Here is a 17,733-nt window from a genome sequence, read left to right on the forward strand (position 1 = left end):
CCAACCCGGGGCAATTAATCCTTATGCGTCCGCGCGGCTCACAGCAAGGAATCACTCAAGTATGCCATTCACTGCGAACGTAATCCGCGTCCTAATCGCATCACCATCTGATCTGGTTGAAGAGCGCAAAGTAGCCATTACAACTGTATATGAGTGGAACGCTCAACACGCTGAGGCGGAGTCGGTCGTTCTGCTGCCCGTCGCTTGGGAAACGCATGCAACGCCCCGCTCGGGCGTCCGACCTCAAGCAGCTATCAACGAACAACTGGTAGATCAGTCGGACATATTGGTTGGTATGTTCTGGACAAAGCTGGGCACATCAACCGGGGTAGCATCGTCGGGAACGGTTGAAGAGATTGAACGGTTCATCTCTGCAGGCAAGCCCGCCCTACTCTATTTTTCAAAACGGCCGATTGACCCAGCCGCTATAAACCCGAAGCAGAATAGAAGACTTAGAGAGTTCAAGGACGCGACCTACAAGACGGCGGTGGTCGGTTCATTTGACTCCCTTGAGTCACTTCAAGAGACAATCGCTCGCCACCTGCTCGCGGAAGTTAGATTGCTCAATCTCAAAAACGCCAAAGACACCGCAATCTCCACAACTGTAACTGCAAATGCCACCTCTTCTGGCAAAGAAGTGGAGGCGAAAGACCAACCACCAGAGGGACCTAGCGAAAGCTGGGATCGTGACTCTTTCGAAGAGGCAGTTTTCCTCGCCGTGTTTCGGAAGGACGATGCACAGTTGGCAATTGTTGATGAAGCCTATCGAAGAACGGCCGAATACTCGGAGGACGACAACGCAGCGTCGTGGCACGCCTTCGTCGAATGGGTACGCATTCAATTTGGCAAGGGGGGCCAACTAAAGCAGCTGAAGAGACTTGCCGAAGAGAACCCTGAAAGTGGCACGACTCTATTTTACCTGGGTCGGGCTTACTCGCAATTCGACCAACACCAATATGCGGGTGATGCTTTCGCTTCTGCCGCGCAGAAGGTCAAATCTCTAGAAAAGAAAGGACAGTACGCCTCTCAAGCCGTCGATCAGTATCATAAAATTGGCAATGCCGAAGGGGTCGATCAAGTGCTAGCGGAGCTGAGGCGCCTCGCGACTGAAGCGCCCTCACTTGAAGCTATTTTGACTAAGACCGTGCAAACCATTGCGGAAGCAGAGAAGGACGAACCTTTCACTATTGCGCTTCTTGAGCGGCACATACAGCTCAATCCTGATGACTACGATGCACGCTTTCAATTAGGCTTCAAGCAGAGCGAGGCAGGTAACGATGCCCTTGCGCTACATCACTACCACAAGATTCCTGCTAGTGAGAGGCAAGCGATCACCTGGAATAATATCGGCGCAGCGGCAGACCAACTTGGATTGCACACGAAAGCCGTCACAGCGTACAACAGAGCCGCCGCCATGGGCGAGTCTCTCGCCCTAAGCAACTTGGGATTCAAGTTTTTGAACGCAGGCTTTCTAGATTTGGCGCGGGAGAAATGCAGCACGGCTCTAAAGAATTCTAAACCTCATCAGAACGTCGGCTCGCTTGTCACCTCGCTGGCTACAATCGAAGAAGACGAGCGATTGCGGCAGGAAAGTCTCTTAGACGGCGTAGAAACACAATTAGCATTCCTTCAACGATTGGGGCGCGCAGCAACGCTCGGAACCCCGGGCACGATTGCAGAGAATTGGCAAGGGCCAGATTGCGCGCTTAAGCTAGTGCGAAGAGACGACAATATACTGATCCGGGGCACCTATGAACGTGAAGAATCTCTGCTCTCGTCTCTAATGATAGGTTCACCCGCCGTGGGGGTAGCGGCCGGTAGTCGGCCGCCCGCAAAGCGCAAACATTCCATCAGCTATTCTGGTCGCATCAGGGGGCATGCCGTGATCGGCGAGGCAAAATACGAGCGTGAAGGTGCTTCGCTGCTCAGCTCTACTGGCGAGCAAAAGGCATCAATGATCCTGAGTGACGATGAAAGCGAAATAACCATCTTCGAGAATATGGGTTCGAAAGAGCCCGCAGTCAAAATATTAAAACGCATCAGTTAACATCATCGATGTACTTACCATCCTGTTTCCGCGAACACGGCTGAGTCCTCCTCCATGAACTGGCTTCAATTCATTGACAGTATGGTCGGCCATCTCGCCTGGCCGATAGTCGTGCTTACCATTACGGTCATATTCCGGGAGAGAATCGGGCGGCTGATAGGCAAACTGGAAGAGCTAAGCTTGCCAGGCGGCGTAAAAGCAACGTTTGAGAAGGAGCTGGAGAAGGGAAGAGAGCTCGCCGAACAAATACCCGATAACAACGAAACCGCGCGGGTCCCAGAAGGGCTGGTTGAAGACGTTCACGTGGTAGCAGGCATTTCACCTAAGAGTGCTATTGTCCTATCGTTCCTCGAAATCGAAAGACAATTGCGTCATATCTCCTTGAAACTGGGTTTCAAGTATCCCAATCTCGAAAAGGCGGTGGACGAGCTTATAAAGCGAAAGCTGCTTGACGCTGAGGCATGGCCGCTATTCCAGCTGCTTAGACGGACACGCAATAGCGCCGCGCACGGCGCTACGTCGCCAACTACAGAGCAAGCGCTGGAATATGAGCGACAAGCCAGCTTCTTCCTCGGCTTACTTCTTGCAGCCACCGACAAACTGTAATTTTGCGCACTGCTAAAGCTATCAACGTAGATTAAGCGTTCCCGTCGCCAGCGACAGCTCATCCCGCCATAGGGCCACGAATACCCTAAGCCGTTTCAGATTATTCGACATCTGCGCCATTTACGCGCCTCCGTTCTGCCCGCATTGCGCAACGGCGCCAAGGGACCCGCGATGGGGGCGGATATGTCTAATCCATTCGGCATTTGCGGCGGCATTGCCAGCGAAAGCAACCGCTAGCGTTGTCGTTTCGGACCAGTGTTGCCGTTGTGTTGCTGTCGGCGACAACACCAAAGTCTCTGATCTCCAAGTATTATTCTTCATTTGTTGTCGTGTTGCCGTCCAAAAACTAAAGTCGCTTGAGAAGCTCACACTGGCGTGCTGTACGGCCCTCAGTTGGCGTCGCATAGGGATGAGCGCCTCGCCGGCTAACTTCAGAAAAAACGACAACACGGCAACATCTCGCAGTTTTCCTCGTAAGGTCAGTTGCTTAGGTGCTGACTCGGCTCGACAACACGACGGCAACACGACAAAACCCAGCCTAGCGTCCGTTGTTGAGGCCGAAGCGGTCCCGGCTTTGGCAGGGCTCCAGGGTCTTCGAAATGACCGAAGACGACTTGTGAGCTAAGCCTTGGCCGCCATAGATCGCTTCCGCCTTGGTCGCCGCGGGTCCGGGTGCCGGTTCCGCGACGACACTTCGTTTCACACAGTCTGTTTTAATCACACCCAACAAACCCCGCACATCCGTTGGGCTGATACTGTTGCCGGTACCGCGGCTGGTACTGCATCTCGTACTGCGGCTGGTACTGCATCTCATACTGCGGCAGGTACTGCGGCTGGTACTGCGGCTGGTACTGCGGCTGGTATTGCGGCTGGTATTGCGGCTGGTATTGCGGCTGGTATTGCGCTTGAGCCTGATACTGTGGCTGATACTGGATGTTGGGCGCTGACTGATAGTGGTAGGGCCTACCCGGCGGCGGTTGACTAACTGCCCATGCCCCAAAAGCATGGCCGGCTTGCGCACCCACGGGCCCGCCCACGTATCCGCCTAAGGTCTCAAAACCTTTTTTTATTGGTCCCGGGGCTTTCTTCCGGAAGTAATCGTCGAGGCCTCCCGCACTTGCTGGTGCCGCAACCGCAAGTGTGCTTGCCACGATGGTAGCTACAAGAGTGGATTTCTGAAGCTTTTTCATCTGCATCCTCCCTTGAAAGAGGTTTGAGTGAACTGACTGGTCACAGGTGCCTGCACTCATGCGACAGTCGTTACGATCGGCAGGTTCGATCACGACTGATTGAAGCGAGCCTCCATCCTGCGGCAAGACCGCGCGGGTTAAGGCGGCGCGTAGACATCAACCTTGTTCAGCACGACCGGATTTCGACTCAGCAGATGATCCGATGGATACTGCCGGGCAGAAACAACCTCCAGAGGTTTGCGGGCAAGTTGATTGAGGCTTTAGAACCAAGTATCGGGAGCAAAGAGCCGCCAACTGAGGATGATCATCTAGTATATTTCGTTAAAGTCACGGTGTACTTGCACTTGGCCCAACCCCGCGCTCCGCCATGACCTCTCGCACTTCTAGCATGTGCCCGAGCGCGCAAAATGGTGGGTTGAAGTATTCTGCTTCCCGGTATCACTTCAACATTGCCGTCCCATGCAACCATGCATGCGTGCTCAGAGCCAGCGCCGCTCCATTCTCCTCCCTGCAAGGTTTCTTTAGAAAACACGTAACCGGAGGGAGCTACCGCCTCGCTCCAAGCGCTATCGCAACCGTTTCTCGCCCCGCTCATACTGGTTGTCCCTGTTGTGCACTCGGCGACAATCGTCTGCTCTCTTGTATCTTGAGCGAAGGAAGGAGTTACTGGCAATGCGAGTATAGAAATTACGGTCAAGAATTTGCGATCAAGCATCATTTCCTCCATTTGCAGACGTCAGGAAATCGCCGACAGGCCACGGCCGAAGGGGTGCTTATATATTGCAAGAGTCATTGCCCGTGCCCGTTGAGCCCGTGCGTAAAGCTATTCGCGCCTGTGATCGGCTACCGATCAAGTTGCGGCACCAATATCGGTCAAAGTGCGCCGAAGCGTACCATTCGTCGACCGATTGCCGACCATAGGTATCTCTAAATATGGTTGTAAAAATTGACATCTGATTCTTGTTGCTTCAAGTCCGAAATACGCCCTTAGGGTGCGACGAGTTGAAGCGCATGCCTTTATGAGCTGAGGGGTCGTACATCCCTTTGCCGCTGGCATTTAAGTCGTTGGTTTTGCGCAAGCGAAACTGATTCCGACTGAAAATAATTATCGGCGAGCGTCTTGTTGGCCTTGGCGGAAAATCTTCCTGCCATTTCCTATGTCCGCTCGCGGTGCAGTAGGCGACCTTCCCTTAGGTGTCCGTGGCCTCCGGCTTCATCTTCACTCCGGTAAACCACCGACGCATCACCGCCCCACTGCCGTGCTTCCAATCGGTGCCCGGTTCGCGCCAGCGGCGCGCCATCTTGGAGTGGAAGCGTACACCGCGCTCCCCTAGCGCTGCGATCAAATCCGCCTTGAAGTCTGTCTTGTTACGCTGCTCGCGGCCGGACATTCCTTCTTCATGACTCGCCCAATGCTCGTACGTCCGGTAGACGACCGCGAGCGGCACAGCGTCCGCTTCGTCGCCGCTCACCACAAGGCATTCCGTTGCGAAGCGCAGGGCTGGGCTCTGAGCTTCCGCAAGCTCCTGTTGGGCTTTCCGCCCACGCTCACCGACAGTGAAGCGGTTGCCGTTGCTGCGCAGTCGCCTAAGTCCCTCTAGCGCCCAATTGGCAATGCCCGACCACTCCGCCCGTAGCTTGTTGCCAAGTTCGGTGTCTTTCGCTTTCGCGAAGGACGACTCGAAGATCAACACCAACTCACGGTCCGCGAGCGCACCGGATTCGTCTAGGAACTTGGGATGCTTGTTGGCAACCAGCACGATCTTTGCAGGAATGCGGGCCGACAACATCGCTTGGTTCTTTCGATTCACTGACAATTCGTCGTTGCCCGTGATGGACTTGATGCGCTCAATCGCTGCGGCGGGGTGCTTCGCGTCATGTGCATCCGGAATGAAAACAGCGCGCTTGTCCATCAACCCAGCTAAGCCGAAGTCGCTGCCAAGGTCGTTAAGGGTCACGGACGCGTGGTGATGCCTGCCTACCAGAGCTTGCATGACCTTCGTGATGGTCCCCTTACCACCACGCTTGGCACCCATCATCGCCAAAAGCACTTCGATCGAAGTGTCCGACGTCAACAGATACCCCATGATCTCCTGAAGCGTGGCATGGAAGGACGGGTGCAACCATTCGTCAAGCTTCTCAAGCCAGAGCGGGCACGTCGCACTGGGATCGTACACCCAAGCGGGCACGCCAGTGGCGAAGTAGCGGCCTGTGTGCGGAGCCAACTCAAGCGTCCGCGCATTTAGGATTCCGTTCTGCGCAAGCACCAAATCGGTCGGCTCCGGTGCGTCCGCCGGCTTGTCGATCCATTCGAACGGCCGCGCCTTGACGAAGCGTGCAAGATGGATCGCCTTGACCATCTGATAAATCTTCCCGACATCCAACACGTTGGTGGGATCGGTCGCACGGATTTCCGCCGCTAATTCGTCATCTTCCAGCACGCGCCAGACGCAGTTTCCCTCCAACGTGTAAATGGCGCCGTCCGACGAAATGAGCTTCCCCGGGCGCTCCGCTAGAAACGTTTCAGCGCTTTTGCTGGCGTTGTCCCTTCCTTGGTAGACGAGCGGCTTCGGCCAGACGATAGGCGGATCGCTCTCCGATGCTGCGGGCCATGCGGCGTCCGGATCACCGCCGATCACGGCAGCATTGCCCACACCACCACCACGGCCCGCGCTACTCTCCAAGCCCGCTTCGGTGCGGGCCGCCAAGTAGGCATAATGAACCTGCTCGTTAACATCGCCCTTCGGCAGCGGGTTAGTGCAGTAGGCGTCAATTAGGTCCACGGCCATTGGTTTGGAGATGCCCAAGTCCCGAAGGTCCAGCGCAAGGTTGAAGATAACCTTACGACCCCAAGCGTTGTCCAAAGGGCAGTACGCCATGTCTTGGCAACGGCGCTTTGCCTCCGCGACATCCATGGCGTTATTCCAGCCATAGCGCGGAGGCGGCCCGAAGTCGAAGTTCGGCTCCACGTCAAAGTCCAGTTCAGGTGCTGGATTCACGACGCTGATTGTGAACGTCGGCCGAATGCGAATTGTTACTGGATTGCTCGCGCCGAAGGTGCGAGTTTCATGGATCGTCGTCATCGTTATACTCCAAGACTTCCCGACGCAGTGCGCGCCACGCACTGCGCCGGGCTTACTCTTTCACTGTCTTGGGTAATGCCTTACGGTTAGAATGGCAGGACTGTCCGTGCGATGTACAGCTGCATCTCCTCGCTCACACGCTCCCGCTCATGAGGAACCAGCGTGAAATACCGACTTGTGGCCAGCAGCCTGCATTGAACATACGCCAATTCGCCGGCTGTCATGGGGGCGTCCCCGTCACCAACAAAGTTGCCGTGCCATTCGGGCTTGACGCCGTGGCCTTCCTTTCCCAACAGCAAGCCCACGGCTTGGAAGCAGCCAACATCGTCGCCCACCATCTTATAAAGCGGCGTGTACTCGACCTTGTTCGATCCCGCGTCGGAGATGGTGAAGATACGAGCGGTGATGGTCTTAAGGATCGCCTCGTAGCGCTTTCGCAGCCAAACGTACGTACCTCCCCATTCCATGCTTAGAATTTCGCCGCCGTTGATGGTGAGGAACTTGCGCCTTTGTCGGTTACCGAAGGCAACGAAACTGATGGTTAGAGCTTCCCTGCTTTCGAAGGCGGGGATCACGGGCCTTCCGTCAATTACACATGCACGGGCCATGCTATTCAACCCCGATTGACGTGAGAACGATACCAGCGGCGGCAATGCCTCCGGTAGTATGCCACGGTGTGAGGCGAGAAGAGCTTGCGACCATCTTCCAGCTTCTCCGAAGGAGGGAACGATGGGTCCTTGCTCGAAAGCTGATAGGTATATGAGAGACTCTTCTTGAGTCGCCGCGCCACCTCCGGAAAGCCAATCAGCCCGTCGCGTCGCCGTCTCATTTGCGCACCGCCATCTTCGCGAAGGCGCGGCGAGCGATGCCCTGCAATGCAATGGGGCCGGCTGGGATGGCTTCGTCCACACGCTGCCGCAACTCATTGTTGACGCGCATCCGCTCCGCTTCCGGAACGTCGCCTACATCGGGGACGCCAGCGACCGCGAGCAAGAATGAGCGAAGTGCATCCAGGCCATTCGCTTCAGCGTAATAGGCGGCAGATGCTTTGATTCGATCCGTGGAACAACGCATTTGAAAATTCCTTGGTTGAGAGAAGGCCGACCGGAGACGTCATTCGAAGGATCAACAAACGTCCCCGGCCGGGATCGCCCTGATAGCGCCACCACTGACGCAATCGGACTGCTATCGTCCGCCGGTAGGAGAAAGGCTGCGCGCTGAATTCGCCAAAGACGCGCAACCTCACCGTGGTGCGGCGGGCGAACCTAGCTAGGTCAAAGACCCGGTGACCGCACGGCACAGCGTCGCAGGCTGGACGCATAGCGGCAACGGATTCGACTGCGCTTCGATGTCGATTGCTTTGCCCATACGATCCGGTGCGCTCTTGGCGTACTTGGGAAGGCCAGGCGTGTTCACCGTCTCGATGTAGTCGGCTGGCGCGAACGCCTCCACGTACAGTTCCGGCGCACCGACGAAGAAGAAGCGCGCTTCATCGGGATCAATGAAGATTTCCCCGTTGTCGCTGCCTCGGTAGTTTTCCCACAGCACCCCGCCAAATTCGAACACGCCATAGGCGTAGTTCGCACCGAGGACGGCCGCCGCCGACTCCGTTCCGATCCACGCTTCCTTTACGTCCTGCCGGGATACCAGCTTGTCGAAGAAGTTATCGCCAACGAAGGCCCACACCAAGGCGTCTTGCCTCAACGGCATCTTAGCTTCCCGACGCATGTAACGCGTGAGCCCTTGGCACTTAACCCGAATCTCGCTGGAGCCGGTCGCCAGGCTATCGAGATCGAAATCAAACGTCTCCGGCTGTGCAAGGCCATCTGAGTTCAGAAAGCCGAACGCTTCATACGAGTCCAAGAGCACCGAACCATCTGCATCAGTCGTCACGCCCTTGAGCGCACCGAGCCGGTGGTTTTCGAGCGTATAATCGAGCCTTCGCGACATCTTCGTGAGAACTTCGCTCAGCTTGGTCTCGACCGTCAAAAGCGTGTTCGGGCTGCCGAACTGGCGAACGCTCTGTACGGATTCGGCGTAGATCGTGTCTTCGACCTGCAAGTGAGGAACCTTGAAGCCCTGAACCGTTCGCTTGTCACTCACCAACTTCTCGGCCGGTGCTCCGCGCGGCTGCGTCTGGATCAACTCAAGGGTCTCGCCAACGCGCTCAATCGCGATGGTAAGGGTCGAGATGGGCTTCGTGACATAGCTGTCCGAGAACACCAACTGACCCGCGCGGCCCGGGATGTGATCCACGTTGTTGATGGCGGCGGTGAGCGAAGCAAGCTCGAATGCGTCGCCGGAAAATAAATCTGCAATTTCGTTAGGCATAATAGTGTTTCCTGTGAAAGGTGTGTTGTGATTGAACTGTCGGGCGCCCGCTAATCGACGCGGAGCGAGAGGACTGCCAAAATTGAAATGTCTGGGCGGTGGAAAGCCACGCCGCCGTCCGCGATGATTTGCTCGACGCACGCGGCCTCAACGCGCTCCAAGGCGTCGATTTCAGCATCCAGCTCCGCGAGTCGGTCCGCCTTCTCTTCTGCTGACATTGCGTCGGGAAACGCAGCCGCGTTGAAATCGATCAACTCGGAGAGCTTCTTGTCGAGTTCATCACGGAAGAGGAAAGCAATAAGGGATACGCCATCGGGCACGTTGTATCGCCCTTCGCCGAAATTGCGTTGTGGCCATGCGATCTTGGCACCGTGGAACATCGGAAGAATCGTTGGAGGGCCTGAGTCGCAGAGCTTCCCAAGTTCGCGACGCATCGCGGTCTTCACTTCCTCCTTGGTCAGCGCAGCCTTCGACACGGCGCGGCGCTCCGCGAGCGCGTCAAGGGATTGTGCACGAATCTGCGGCAACGCTTCCGCTGCGCTCTGCGCCTTCGCGAGGGGAAGCCTAGGGCGCTCTACAGGCACAAGCTTCTTGCCCGCATATTTCGCCAGTTCGCTGTTCGCTCGCTCCAAAGTTAGCCGCGCGACGGGCGCCGTAGCATCTTTGAGTCTGGCCAGCTGCCACGCGAGCGAGTCAACGCGCGCATTGGCTGCAACAAGACGACTGGGATCGCGGACCTTCTTGACGATCTGGTCGCCGTCATCGTCCCATCCGTGGCGTGTCTCTTTAATTAGCTGCCCAGCGCGATCCGCTTTGGCGAGACGGTCGTGCTCTGCCCGCGCATCCGCCAACTCCGCGCTTACGCGTTGCTTCTCGGCGATGCGCCGTTCCGTTGCGCCGCGGATGTCTTCACCTTCAAGGGCGAGACGGGAAAGGATTCTGTTGACAGAGATTGGAAGAGGTTCGAAACGCATCGGGCAACTCCGTTTGTCGTTGCTCCTCAATTTATCGAGACCGCTTCTCGGAAATAGCCCCGGGAATATTCGGGGGGTCCGATCATCTCTTGGTACGAAGTGTGCCGCGCTTGCGCAGCACATCGTTTGCTCGCTCATCACGGCTCGTGATCAGCTTTAGCCAACTTTCGTCGGTAAATTTCCCGTAGATCGCTCGCGCTTCCCTCGCCGCCTCGGCTTCAGTCACTTTGGCGTCAAGTAGGTTCCAATACTTTTCGTAAGCATCGCACTTTTTAGCGAGACCCGGCGTTGCGCCGTGTTTGTCTCGCGGGTCCCGCTTACGACCCGGCTTTTCCTGGATGCGCGATTGTTCGAGACAGAATCGAACCGCTTCCCGATAGGGGGCCGGCACTTGAGACACAAGGAGATCGGTTAGCAGCACGCGCTGCCCCTCCGCCCTCCACGCCATAACGGCGCTCTTCCATGTCTCGCTATCGACCGGCAAAACGCAGAACCCAAATCACAAAATATTCGGGGAGTCTGCCGTGCGAGTGAGCCGAAGTCCTGTAACGAATGGAAACAAAAAGGCCCGGCGACAAACCGGGCCTTGCATCGTACGGAGTACGTCATCTAACTGCGGAGAAAGGACGCCCAATCGCGCAATGCTGCGCGACGCTTCTCTAGTGCGTCGCCGCGGCGGTAGGCAGCCTCAGCCTTATCGCCTACGACATGCGCAAGACAGAATTCGCGGGTCTCTGCATCGTACGATGTCGTTTCCCCGCACCAATCAGAAAAGCCGGACCTGAATCCATGCACGGTGACCCCTTCATACATCCCGCGCACAAGCTCCAGCATGGCCATGTTGCTCAGCGGCTTCCCGCGCTTTGACCCCGGGAAGATAAAGTCGGTCGGCTTTGTGTTGACTGTACGCAGCGACTCCAAAATCTGGATCGCGCGATCAGACAGCGGCACCCGGTGCTCCTTCTTTGCCTTCATGCGCGAGGCAGGTACCACCCAGAGTTTTCGGTCCGAATCGTATTCGTGCCAACGGGCGCCGATGGTCTCACCCGTTCGAGCAACGCAAAGTATGGTAAACTCCAACGCAGATGCTGAGATGCTGTTGCGTTTTCGCAAGTCAGCCATAAACGCTGGCAGTTTTGGGTACGGAATTGCCTTGTGATTTGCTGCTTTCTCACGATTCTTGGGAAGGAGATTGTTCAAATGGCCGACCCAAGAAGCCGGGTTATCGCCGCTGCGCAGTTTGTCTACCTTTGCAGCGTCCAAGATTCGGGCGATTCGCCCGCGAAGGCGCGATGCTGTTTCGCGCTTGGAATCCCAAATCGGACGAAGGCATCCAAGCACATCCTCCGTGTTGATTTGATCCAACGGTTTGGGCCGCAGGCTTTTGGCATACTGCCCCAGCGTCATGCGCCACTGTGCAACGTGCTTCTCGTTCTTGGCTTCCTTCTCGACCACGTTTTTGATGTACCGGTCGGCATAGGTGCCGAAAGGTTCACTAACGGCCGCGCGGCGGTTGCGCTTGTCTGTTAGCGGATCGATTCCATCGGCGAGCAATGCGCGCGCCGCCGTGGCTTTTCGGCGAGCTTCGGCGAGCGAGACACCGGCCTTACCGGCAGAGCCCAGACCCATCTCTCGCGGCCGCCTAGTTGCTCGGTCTTTGTATAGGAAAACCCAGCGCCGCTGCCCCTCGCGACCCACGTTCAAGTAGAGGTTGCCCCCGTCGGGATATCTGCCCGGCGCAAGGTCCTTTGCTCTCACGGTGGTGGGAGATAAGCGGTCGAAAACACGGGCCATTGCAGGCAACTCCAATCCGTCTGGCCCTACCTTTGGCCCTACCGGAATTGCTTGACAAGCCCGAATGGCACCGAACGCCTTCGAACCCGAATACGAGGTTAACGCTTGATAAGATTAGATTTTCTAGACTTACCCGAACTCATCGGAACCAAGCTGAACGGGCACATGGCGGAGAGAGTGGGATTCGAACCCACGGTACGGTTTCCCGCACACACGCTTTCCAAGCGTGCGCCTTAAGCCACTCGGCCATCTCTCCGGAGCGCCCTCTCTTGAAGGGGCGCCGATGATTTTGCAAGAGACCGCGGGGAAATCGGGTGAATTTTCCGCAAACTATTGTATTTACGAGGGAATATCTGGTGGCGGACGAGCCTCTGAGGGGCCGGTCGGCTGAACCTGCGGCCGGTTTGGGGCGACGATTCACGCGAGGCTGGCAAAGATGCCGGGGGAGGCCGAGAGGATACGATGCTCATCCGTCAGACCATCACTGCGCTGAGCCTGATTTCGACCCTTTGTGTTGCGCTCGCGACGCCAGCCCCGGCCCAGGTCTGCACGCGGCAGGGCGTCGATATCAGCTGCGACGACGGCCGGCGGGGAGTACTGTCGGGCAATGCCATCCTCTGGCCGGACGGCACGCGCTCGAGTTCGGCGCCGCATCAGAGCGTGATCATCGGCAACAAGAGCTCGGTGCATGTCGGCCCCGGCGTATTCGTCGGCCAGGGCAAGGGCGTGGTGCCGCTGGATGATCCCAACGCGCCGAACAAGCGGCAATGCGCGATCCTGGATGGCGTGTCGTATTGCTATTGAGCTAACGCGCTTCGCCGTCACAGATCATCGTCATGCCCGAGCTTGTGCCGCCTGTGCGGCCGAAGCCGCTTCGGCGAGGCGAAGGCCCGGGCATCCACGTTCTTGAGGTCCGAGGATTGAGGCGTGGATGGCCGGGACAAGCCCGGCCATGATGCAGGATCTCAGATCAACCGCACGCCTGATATCGCCGATCTCAGCCAGCGCAGGGCCTGCGGCGGCTGGGTTGCGAGCGGAGCGACCGCGGCCTTCTCGGTGCGGCACTTCTCCAGCTCGGCGACGAAGTCGGCCGACCATTGCTGGATGGTGTGGCCGCGCAGCTTCTTCATCATCGCTTCCCAGCGCATCTTGCGCTCGGTGAGCGGCATCGCGGCCGCGACCGCGATCGCGCGCGCCATGCCGTCGACGTCGTGCGGATTGACCAGCAAGGCTGTGTCGAGCTCGTTGGCCGCGCCGGCGAATTTCGACAGCACCAGCACGCCGGGATCGGCCGGGTTTTGCGCGGCGACATATTCCTTGGCGACGAGGTTCATGCCGTCATGCAGCGGCGTCACCACGCCAATCTGCGCGGTGCGATAGAGGCCCGCGAGCACAGCCTGGCTGAAACCCTTGTTGAGATACCGGATCGGTGTCCAGTCGACCTCGCCGTGGCGGCCGTTGACGTCGGTGACGAGGCGCGCGACCTCGTTCTGCAGATTCCCATAGGCCTCGATGGCGCCGCGCGAGGGGTTCGCGATCTGAAGCAGCGAGATGCTGCGCGCGAATTGCGGCTGCTCGGTCCAGAGCCGGTCGAACGCGCTGATGCGGTTGATGAGACCCTTGGAATAATCGAGGCGGTCGACGCCGATCGCGAGACGCTCGCCGTTGAGGCTGCGCCGCAGGCGCGACACGTCGGGATGCGATGCCGATTTCGCGGCATAGGCTGCGAATTTTTCCGCGTCGATGCCGATGGGGAAGACTTCGCAGCGGGTGCGGCCGTGCTGCGACAGCACGACGCCGTCCTCAACCGCAAGGCCGAGCTCGCCGCCGGCATAGCCGAGGAAGTTCTGGCAGTCCTCATTGGTCTGGAAGCCGAGCAGATCATAGGCCAGCATCGCCGTGATCAGCTCGCGATGATTGGGCACGCCTTGCATCACCGCGGCGACGGGCCACGGCGTATGCAGGAAGAAACCGATGGGATCATCGACACCGAGTTCGCGCAGCTCGGCGCCGAGCGCAAGGAAATGATAGTCCTGCACCCAGAACGCGGTCTTGGTCTTTCGAAAGCGCATCAAGGCGCGCGCCATGAAGGCGTTGACCTCGCGATAGCTGACATAATCTTCGCGCGAGACGCGGATCAGATCGCTGCGCGAATGCAGCGCCGGCCACAGCGCCGAATTGGCGAAGCCTTCGTAATAGCCGCCATAATGCGCCGCCGGCAGGTCCAGCGTCGCGATCGCACCGGTCCCCAGTGCTTCGATTTCGGCGAACGGTTCCTTCTGATGACCATCACGCACGCGGCCCGAGGAACCCACCCAGATCGCTCCCGAATGTTCCACAACCGGCAGCAAAGCTGCCGCAAGGCCGCCCGTCATGGGTTCATTCGGCTTGCCGCGGGCGACGCGATTTGAAACGACGACTAAGTTCACAGGTCGTCCCCTCCTGTTTCATTCCACCCGTTTAACTGCCGTTCATCAATATGGTTCCTGTCATCGTTTCAACCGATTGAAACCAAAATCGGGCATGCGCGTTGGAACTGGTTTTCCTTTCGGGAACCCGCTCATTTCATTGCAAAGTCGGCTTTGGACAATGTGGATGGCGCAGCATGCATTGCAGTGCGCGATGACACTGCGGGCCTAGCATTGTGTCTGCAGGATGGCGCTGCCTTTGTTTCACCTTGGATCGAGCAGGCGCGCAAGGAACGCACGCACATCGCTTGGCGCGTCGAAGTGACCGTTCACGCCCATGGCGCGGCGGCCGACCGAGAAGGCGAGCCCTTTCATATCGGGCATGATCGCGAACACGGTTTCATCGGTGACGTCATCACCGATGAAGATCGGGCGGCGCCCCCTGAAGGGCTCGTGCGTCATCAATTCGCGCACGCCGGTCGCCTTGGTGAAGCCGGAATGCTTGATCTCGCAAACGAACTTGCCGGGCAGCACCTCGATCGGCGCATTGGGCAGCTCTGCACGAATGAACGACACGGCTTCGTAGATCGCCTTCTCCGCATGCGGCGCGAGACGATAGTGCAGCGCCAGAGAATAGCCCTTGTCCTCCAGCAGAATGCCGGGGCTGAGCTTGGCGATCGCGGCAAGCCGCCGCTTCAACTCCTTGTCCAGCGGCGGCGCATGCACGGCATCGGCTTCATTGTCCACCGACAGCCGCATCTCGGCGCCGTGGCCGGCGACGGCGCGAAACACGTCGGGCGCGAAGATCAGGTCGATGTCGTTGAGCGAGCGGCCGCTGACAAGCGCCAGCGCACCGGAGGTGCGCTCGGTCAGATGCCTCAGCGTTTCCGACAATCCCGGCGGCACCCACACCTCGCGCGGCGTCGGCATCAGGTCGAGCAGCGTGCCGTCGATGTCGAGCAGGATGGCGGTCTCGTCGAGATGTGGCACCAGCGCATGCGGCACCGGCACCGCGTCAGGGGCCTCGTCATCAAGCATGGTGCGCTTCTCGTCCAAAGCCATGTCCGCCAGTTCCGATTTCATAGTCTACTCCATAGTAGCAAGCGGTCGCGCGATTTCTTCGAGTGATTTGCGCTCAGCCGCAACGGCGTAACGCCACGCCACGATCGCCGCCGCGATCATCAAGACAGACCCCAGCAGATAGCCTGCGAACACGCTGGTGCGCGATCCCGTGTCGATCAGTGCGCCGAACAGCGCCGGTCCGATCACGCCGCCGATGCCGGTGCCGACCGCATAGAACACCGCGATCGCCAGCGCGCGAACCTCCAGGGGAAAGGTCTCGCTCACGGTGAGATAAGCCGCGCTCGCGGCGGGCGAGGCGAAGAAGAAGATCACCATCCAGGCGATGGTCTGCCCCTGCGCACTGAGCGCGCCGATCGAGAAAAGATAGCCGGACAGCGCCAGCAGCAAGCCCGATACACCATAGGTGAACATGATCATGGCGCGGCGGCCGAGCGTATCGAACAGGCGGCCGAGCAGCAGCGGCCCGAGGAAATTGCCGGCGGCGAAGGGCAGCAGATACCAGCCGATGTGATCGGAGCGGATGCCGTAGAAATCTGTCAAGACCAGCGCGAAGGTGAAGAAGATCGCGTTGTAGAAGAACGCCTGCGCGCTCATCAGCACGAGGCCGACCAGTGCGCGCTGGCGATAGGCCGAGAACAGCGTGTGGACGACCTCGCGGATCGGCGTGTGATCGCGCATCCTGAGGCGAATCTTCGGAAAGCGCCCTTCGCCCGTGTCCTGGCCATGTCCGACCACCGAGCGCTCGATCTCGTCGACGATGGCATGGGCCTCGTCGGGACGACCATGGATCATCAACCAGCGTGGACTTTCCGGAATCCACATCCGCATCAGGAGCACGAAGAGGCCGAGGATCGCGCCGATCAGATAGGCGAGGCGCCAGCCGAGATCGGGACCGATCGTTGCAGGATCGAGCAGCACGATGGCCGCCACTGCGCCCATCGCGGCGCCGATCCAGAAGCTGCCGTTGATGACGAGATCGGTCCAGCCGCGATAGCGCGCGGGCACCAGCTCCTGGATGGTGGAGTTGATCGCGGTGTATTCGCCGCCGATGCCTGCGCCGGTGAGGAAACGAAACAGCGCGTAGCTCGCGACATCCCATGACAGCGCCGTCGCGGCCGTCGCCGACAGATAAAGCGCAAGCGTGATGAAGAACAGCTTCTTGCGGCCAATGCGGTCGGTGAGCCAGCCGAAGCCGAGCGCGCCGAGCACCGCGCCGGCCAGATAAGCGGAGTTGGCAATGCCGAGATCGAGATTGGAGAAATGCAGCGACGTGCTCTGCTTCAATGCGCCCGAGAGCGCGCCGGCCAGCGTCACCTCGAGCCCGTCCAGGATCCAGGTAATGCCGAGCGCGAGCACGACGCGGGTGTGGAAGCCGCTCCATGGCAGGGCGTCGAGGCGCGAGGGAATGCTGGTCTCGACGATGCGATCAGCGGCCACGGCCGCAATCGCAGGTCCATGATTCAGCGCTCGGCTTTGCTGCAATTCCATCGCGTTGTTGCGTCTGATCAATGGAAGCGGCCCCGCGGCACATGACGTGGACGGGGTCGATCCGATCAAGGGGTGCGGCATTCCGCCTGCCACCTGCGACAACGTTTGCGATGTGCCCCGGTTCCCAAGGGAACAGCCGTCGAGAACGTCTGTTTCCGACGGAGCTGCAAGGAGTTGGCGCATGGCTCAGGTCAGAAAGACGACACAATCGCGAAGGACAGGCGCGCGGTAACGCGAGCCGCAAGGCGAGCACGGTATGCAAGCGAGCCAATGAAATTTCGGACACCCCTCCGAACTCCGCTGTCGTCCGGACGAGCGCAGCGAAGATCTGGGATCCTAAACCACAAGCCGATGTCTGGCGAAGACTCGGAGTTACCGCCGTCCGCCCCAACTCCGCCCTGGGAGTATGGGTCCTCGATCTGCGCGCGCCTAAGAGGCGCGCTTGTCCGGGACGACAGCGGAGTGTGAGGTGACGGCGGCGCGTTTAACGCGCCGCGAACCTACGCCGCCCTGATGTTCGCCATGAAACGGTCGAGCTCGGCGCGCAGGCGGGTGCTTTCGCTCGACAGCGTCTTGGCCGAATGCAGCACCTCTTCCGAGGCCGAGCCGGTCTCGGCGGCGCCGCGGTTGACCTCGCCGATGTCGGTGGCGGCGGTCTGGGTCCCTTGCGCGACGGTCTGGACGCTGCGCGCGATCTCCTGCGTCGCCGCGCCCTGCTGCTCGACGGCG

General features: G+C 58.9%; 14 protein-coding genes, 1 tRNA gene and 1 pseudogene. 3 read left to right on the forward strand and 13 right to left on the reverse strand.

The genetic code is table 11. The features are described 5' to 3' along the window. The first annotated feature begins 61 nt into the window (after positions 1-61). A complete protein-coding gene (locus tag SE91_RS30185; protein ID WP_156489857.1) occupies positions 62-2,047 on the forward strand; it encodes a DUF4062 domain-containing protein in 1,986 nt (661 codons plus the stop codon). A 54-nt stretch (positions 2,048-2,101) separates the two neighbouring features. After that, positions 2,102-2,653 carry a DUF4145 domain-containing protein gene (locus SE91_RS30190; protein WP_061850250.1) on the forward strand — a complete coding sequence of 184 codons (552 nt, stop codon included), beginning with the start codon at positions 2,102-2,104 and terminating at the stop codon, positions 2,651-2,653. A gap of 713 nt (positions 2,654-3,366) precedes the next feature. On the opposite strand, the gene SE91_RS37300 is transcribed toward SE91_RS30190, so the two are convergent. The 9 genes from SE91_RS37300 to SE91_RS30235 all read right to left on the reverse strand — a co-directional run bounded on the left by SE91_RS37300 (position 3,367) and on the right by SE91_RS30235 (position 12,281). Beyond that, complete coding sequence (locus tag SE91_RS37300; protein WP_197489539.1) at positions 3,367-3,843, reverse strand: hypothetical protein; 477 nt, start codon at positions 3,841-3,843, stop codon at positions 3,367-3,369. A 1,190-nt stretch (positions 3,844-5,033) separates the two neighbouring features. After that, entirely contained in the window at positions 5,034-6,926 is a 1,893-nt protein-coding gene (locus tag SE91_RS30200; protein WP_082813871.1) for a DNA primase family protein, read from the reverse strand. 86 nt (positions 6,927-7,012) lie between these two features. Then, positions 7,013-7,501: a hypothetical protein gene (locus tag SE91_RS30205; protein ID WP_061850253.1), complete on the reverse strand. Its 489-nt coding sequence runs from the start codon at positions 7,499-7,501 to the stop codon at positions 7,013-7,015. A gap of 250 nt (positions 7,502-7,751) precedes the next feature. Continuing rightward, entirely contained in the window at positions 7,752-8,000 is a 249-nt protein-coding gene (locus SE91_RS30210; protein ID WP_061850254.1) for a hypothetical protein, read from the reverse strand. Positions 8,001-8,195: 195 nt separating this feature from the next. Next, positions 8,196-9,257: a major capsid protein gene (locus SE91_RS30215; RefSeq protein ID WP_061850255.1), complete on the reverse strand. Its 1,062-nt coding sequence runs from the start codon at positions 9,255-9,257 to the stop codon at positions 8,196-8,198. A gap of 50 nt (positions 9,258-9,307) precedes the next feature. Further along, a complete protein-coding gene (locus SE91_RS30220) occupies positions 9,308-10,231 on the reverse strand; it encodes a hypothetical protein (RefSeq protein WP_061850256.1) in 924 nt (307 codons plus the stop codon). Positions 10,232-10,313: 82 nt separating this feature from the next. After that, positions 10,314-10,652: a hypothetical protein gene (locus tag SE91_RS30225; protein ID WP_156489858.1), complete on the reverse strand. Its 339-nt coding sequence runs from the start codon at positions 10,650-10,652 to the stop codon at positions 10,314-10,316. Positions 10,653-10,840: 188 nt separating this feature from the next. Continuing rightward, entirely contained in the window at positions 10,841-12,025 is a 1,185-nt protein-coding gene (locus SE91_RS30230; protein WP_061850258.1) for a tyrosine-type recombinase/integrase, read from the reverse strand. Positions 12,026-12,191: 166 nt separating this feature from the next. Then, positions 12,192-12,281 (reverse strand) — tRNA-Ser (locus SE91_RS30235). 206 nt (positions 12,282-12,487) lie between these two features. Between SE91_RS30235 and SE91_RS30240 the strand changes: the two genes are divergently transcribed. Continuing rightward, entirely contained in the window at positions 12,488-12,829 is a 342-nt protein-coding gene (locus SE91_RS30240) for a hypothetical protein (protein ID WP_061850259.1), read from the forward strand. A gap of 161 nt (positions 12,830-12,990) precedes the next feature. On the opposite strand, the gene SE91_RS30245 is transcribed toward SE91_RS30240, so the two are convergent. The 4 genes and pseudogenes from SE91_RS30245 to SE91_RS30260 all read right to left on the reverse strand — a co-directional run. Continuing rightward, positions 12,991-14,454: a trehalose-6-phosphate synthase gene (locus SE91_RS30245; protein ID WP_061850260.1), complete on the reverse strand. Its 1,464-nt coding sequence runs from the start codon at positions 14,452-14,454 to the stop codon at positions 12,991-12,993. A 243-nt stretch (positions 14,455-14,697) separates the two neighbouring features. Continuing rightward, entirely contained in the window at positions 14,698-15,516 is an 819-nt protein-coding gene (gene otsB / locus SE91_RS30250) for a trehalose-phosphatase (protein WP_008541892.1), read from the reverse strand. Between the two features lie 3 nt (positions 15,517-15,519). After that, entirely contained in the window at positions 15,520-17,004 is a 1,485-nt protein-coding gene (locus SE91_RS30255; RefSeq protein WP_061850261.1) for an MFS transporter, read from the reverse strand. Positions 17,005-17,504: 500 nt separating this feature from the next. Then, positions 17,505-17,733 (reverse strand): annotated as a pseudogene (locus tag SE91_RS30260) (methyl-accepting chemotaxis protein); the annotation flags it as partial.

This window comes from Bradyrhizobium sp. DOA1 (assembly GCF_001593325.1).
Lineage (GTDB): Bacteria > Pseudomonadota > Alphaproteobacteria > Rhizobiales > Xanthobacteraceae > Bradyrhizobium.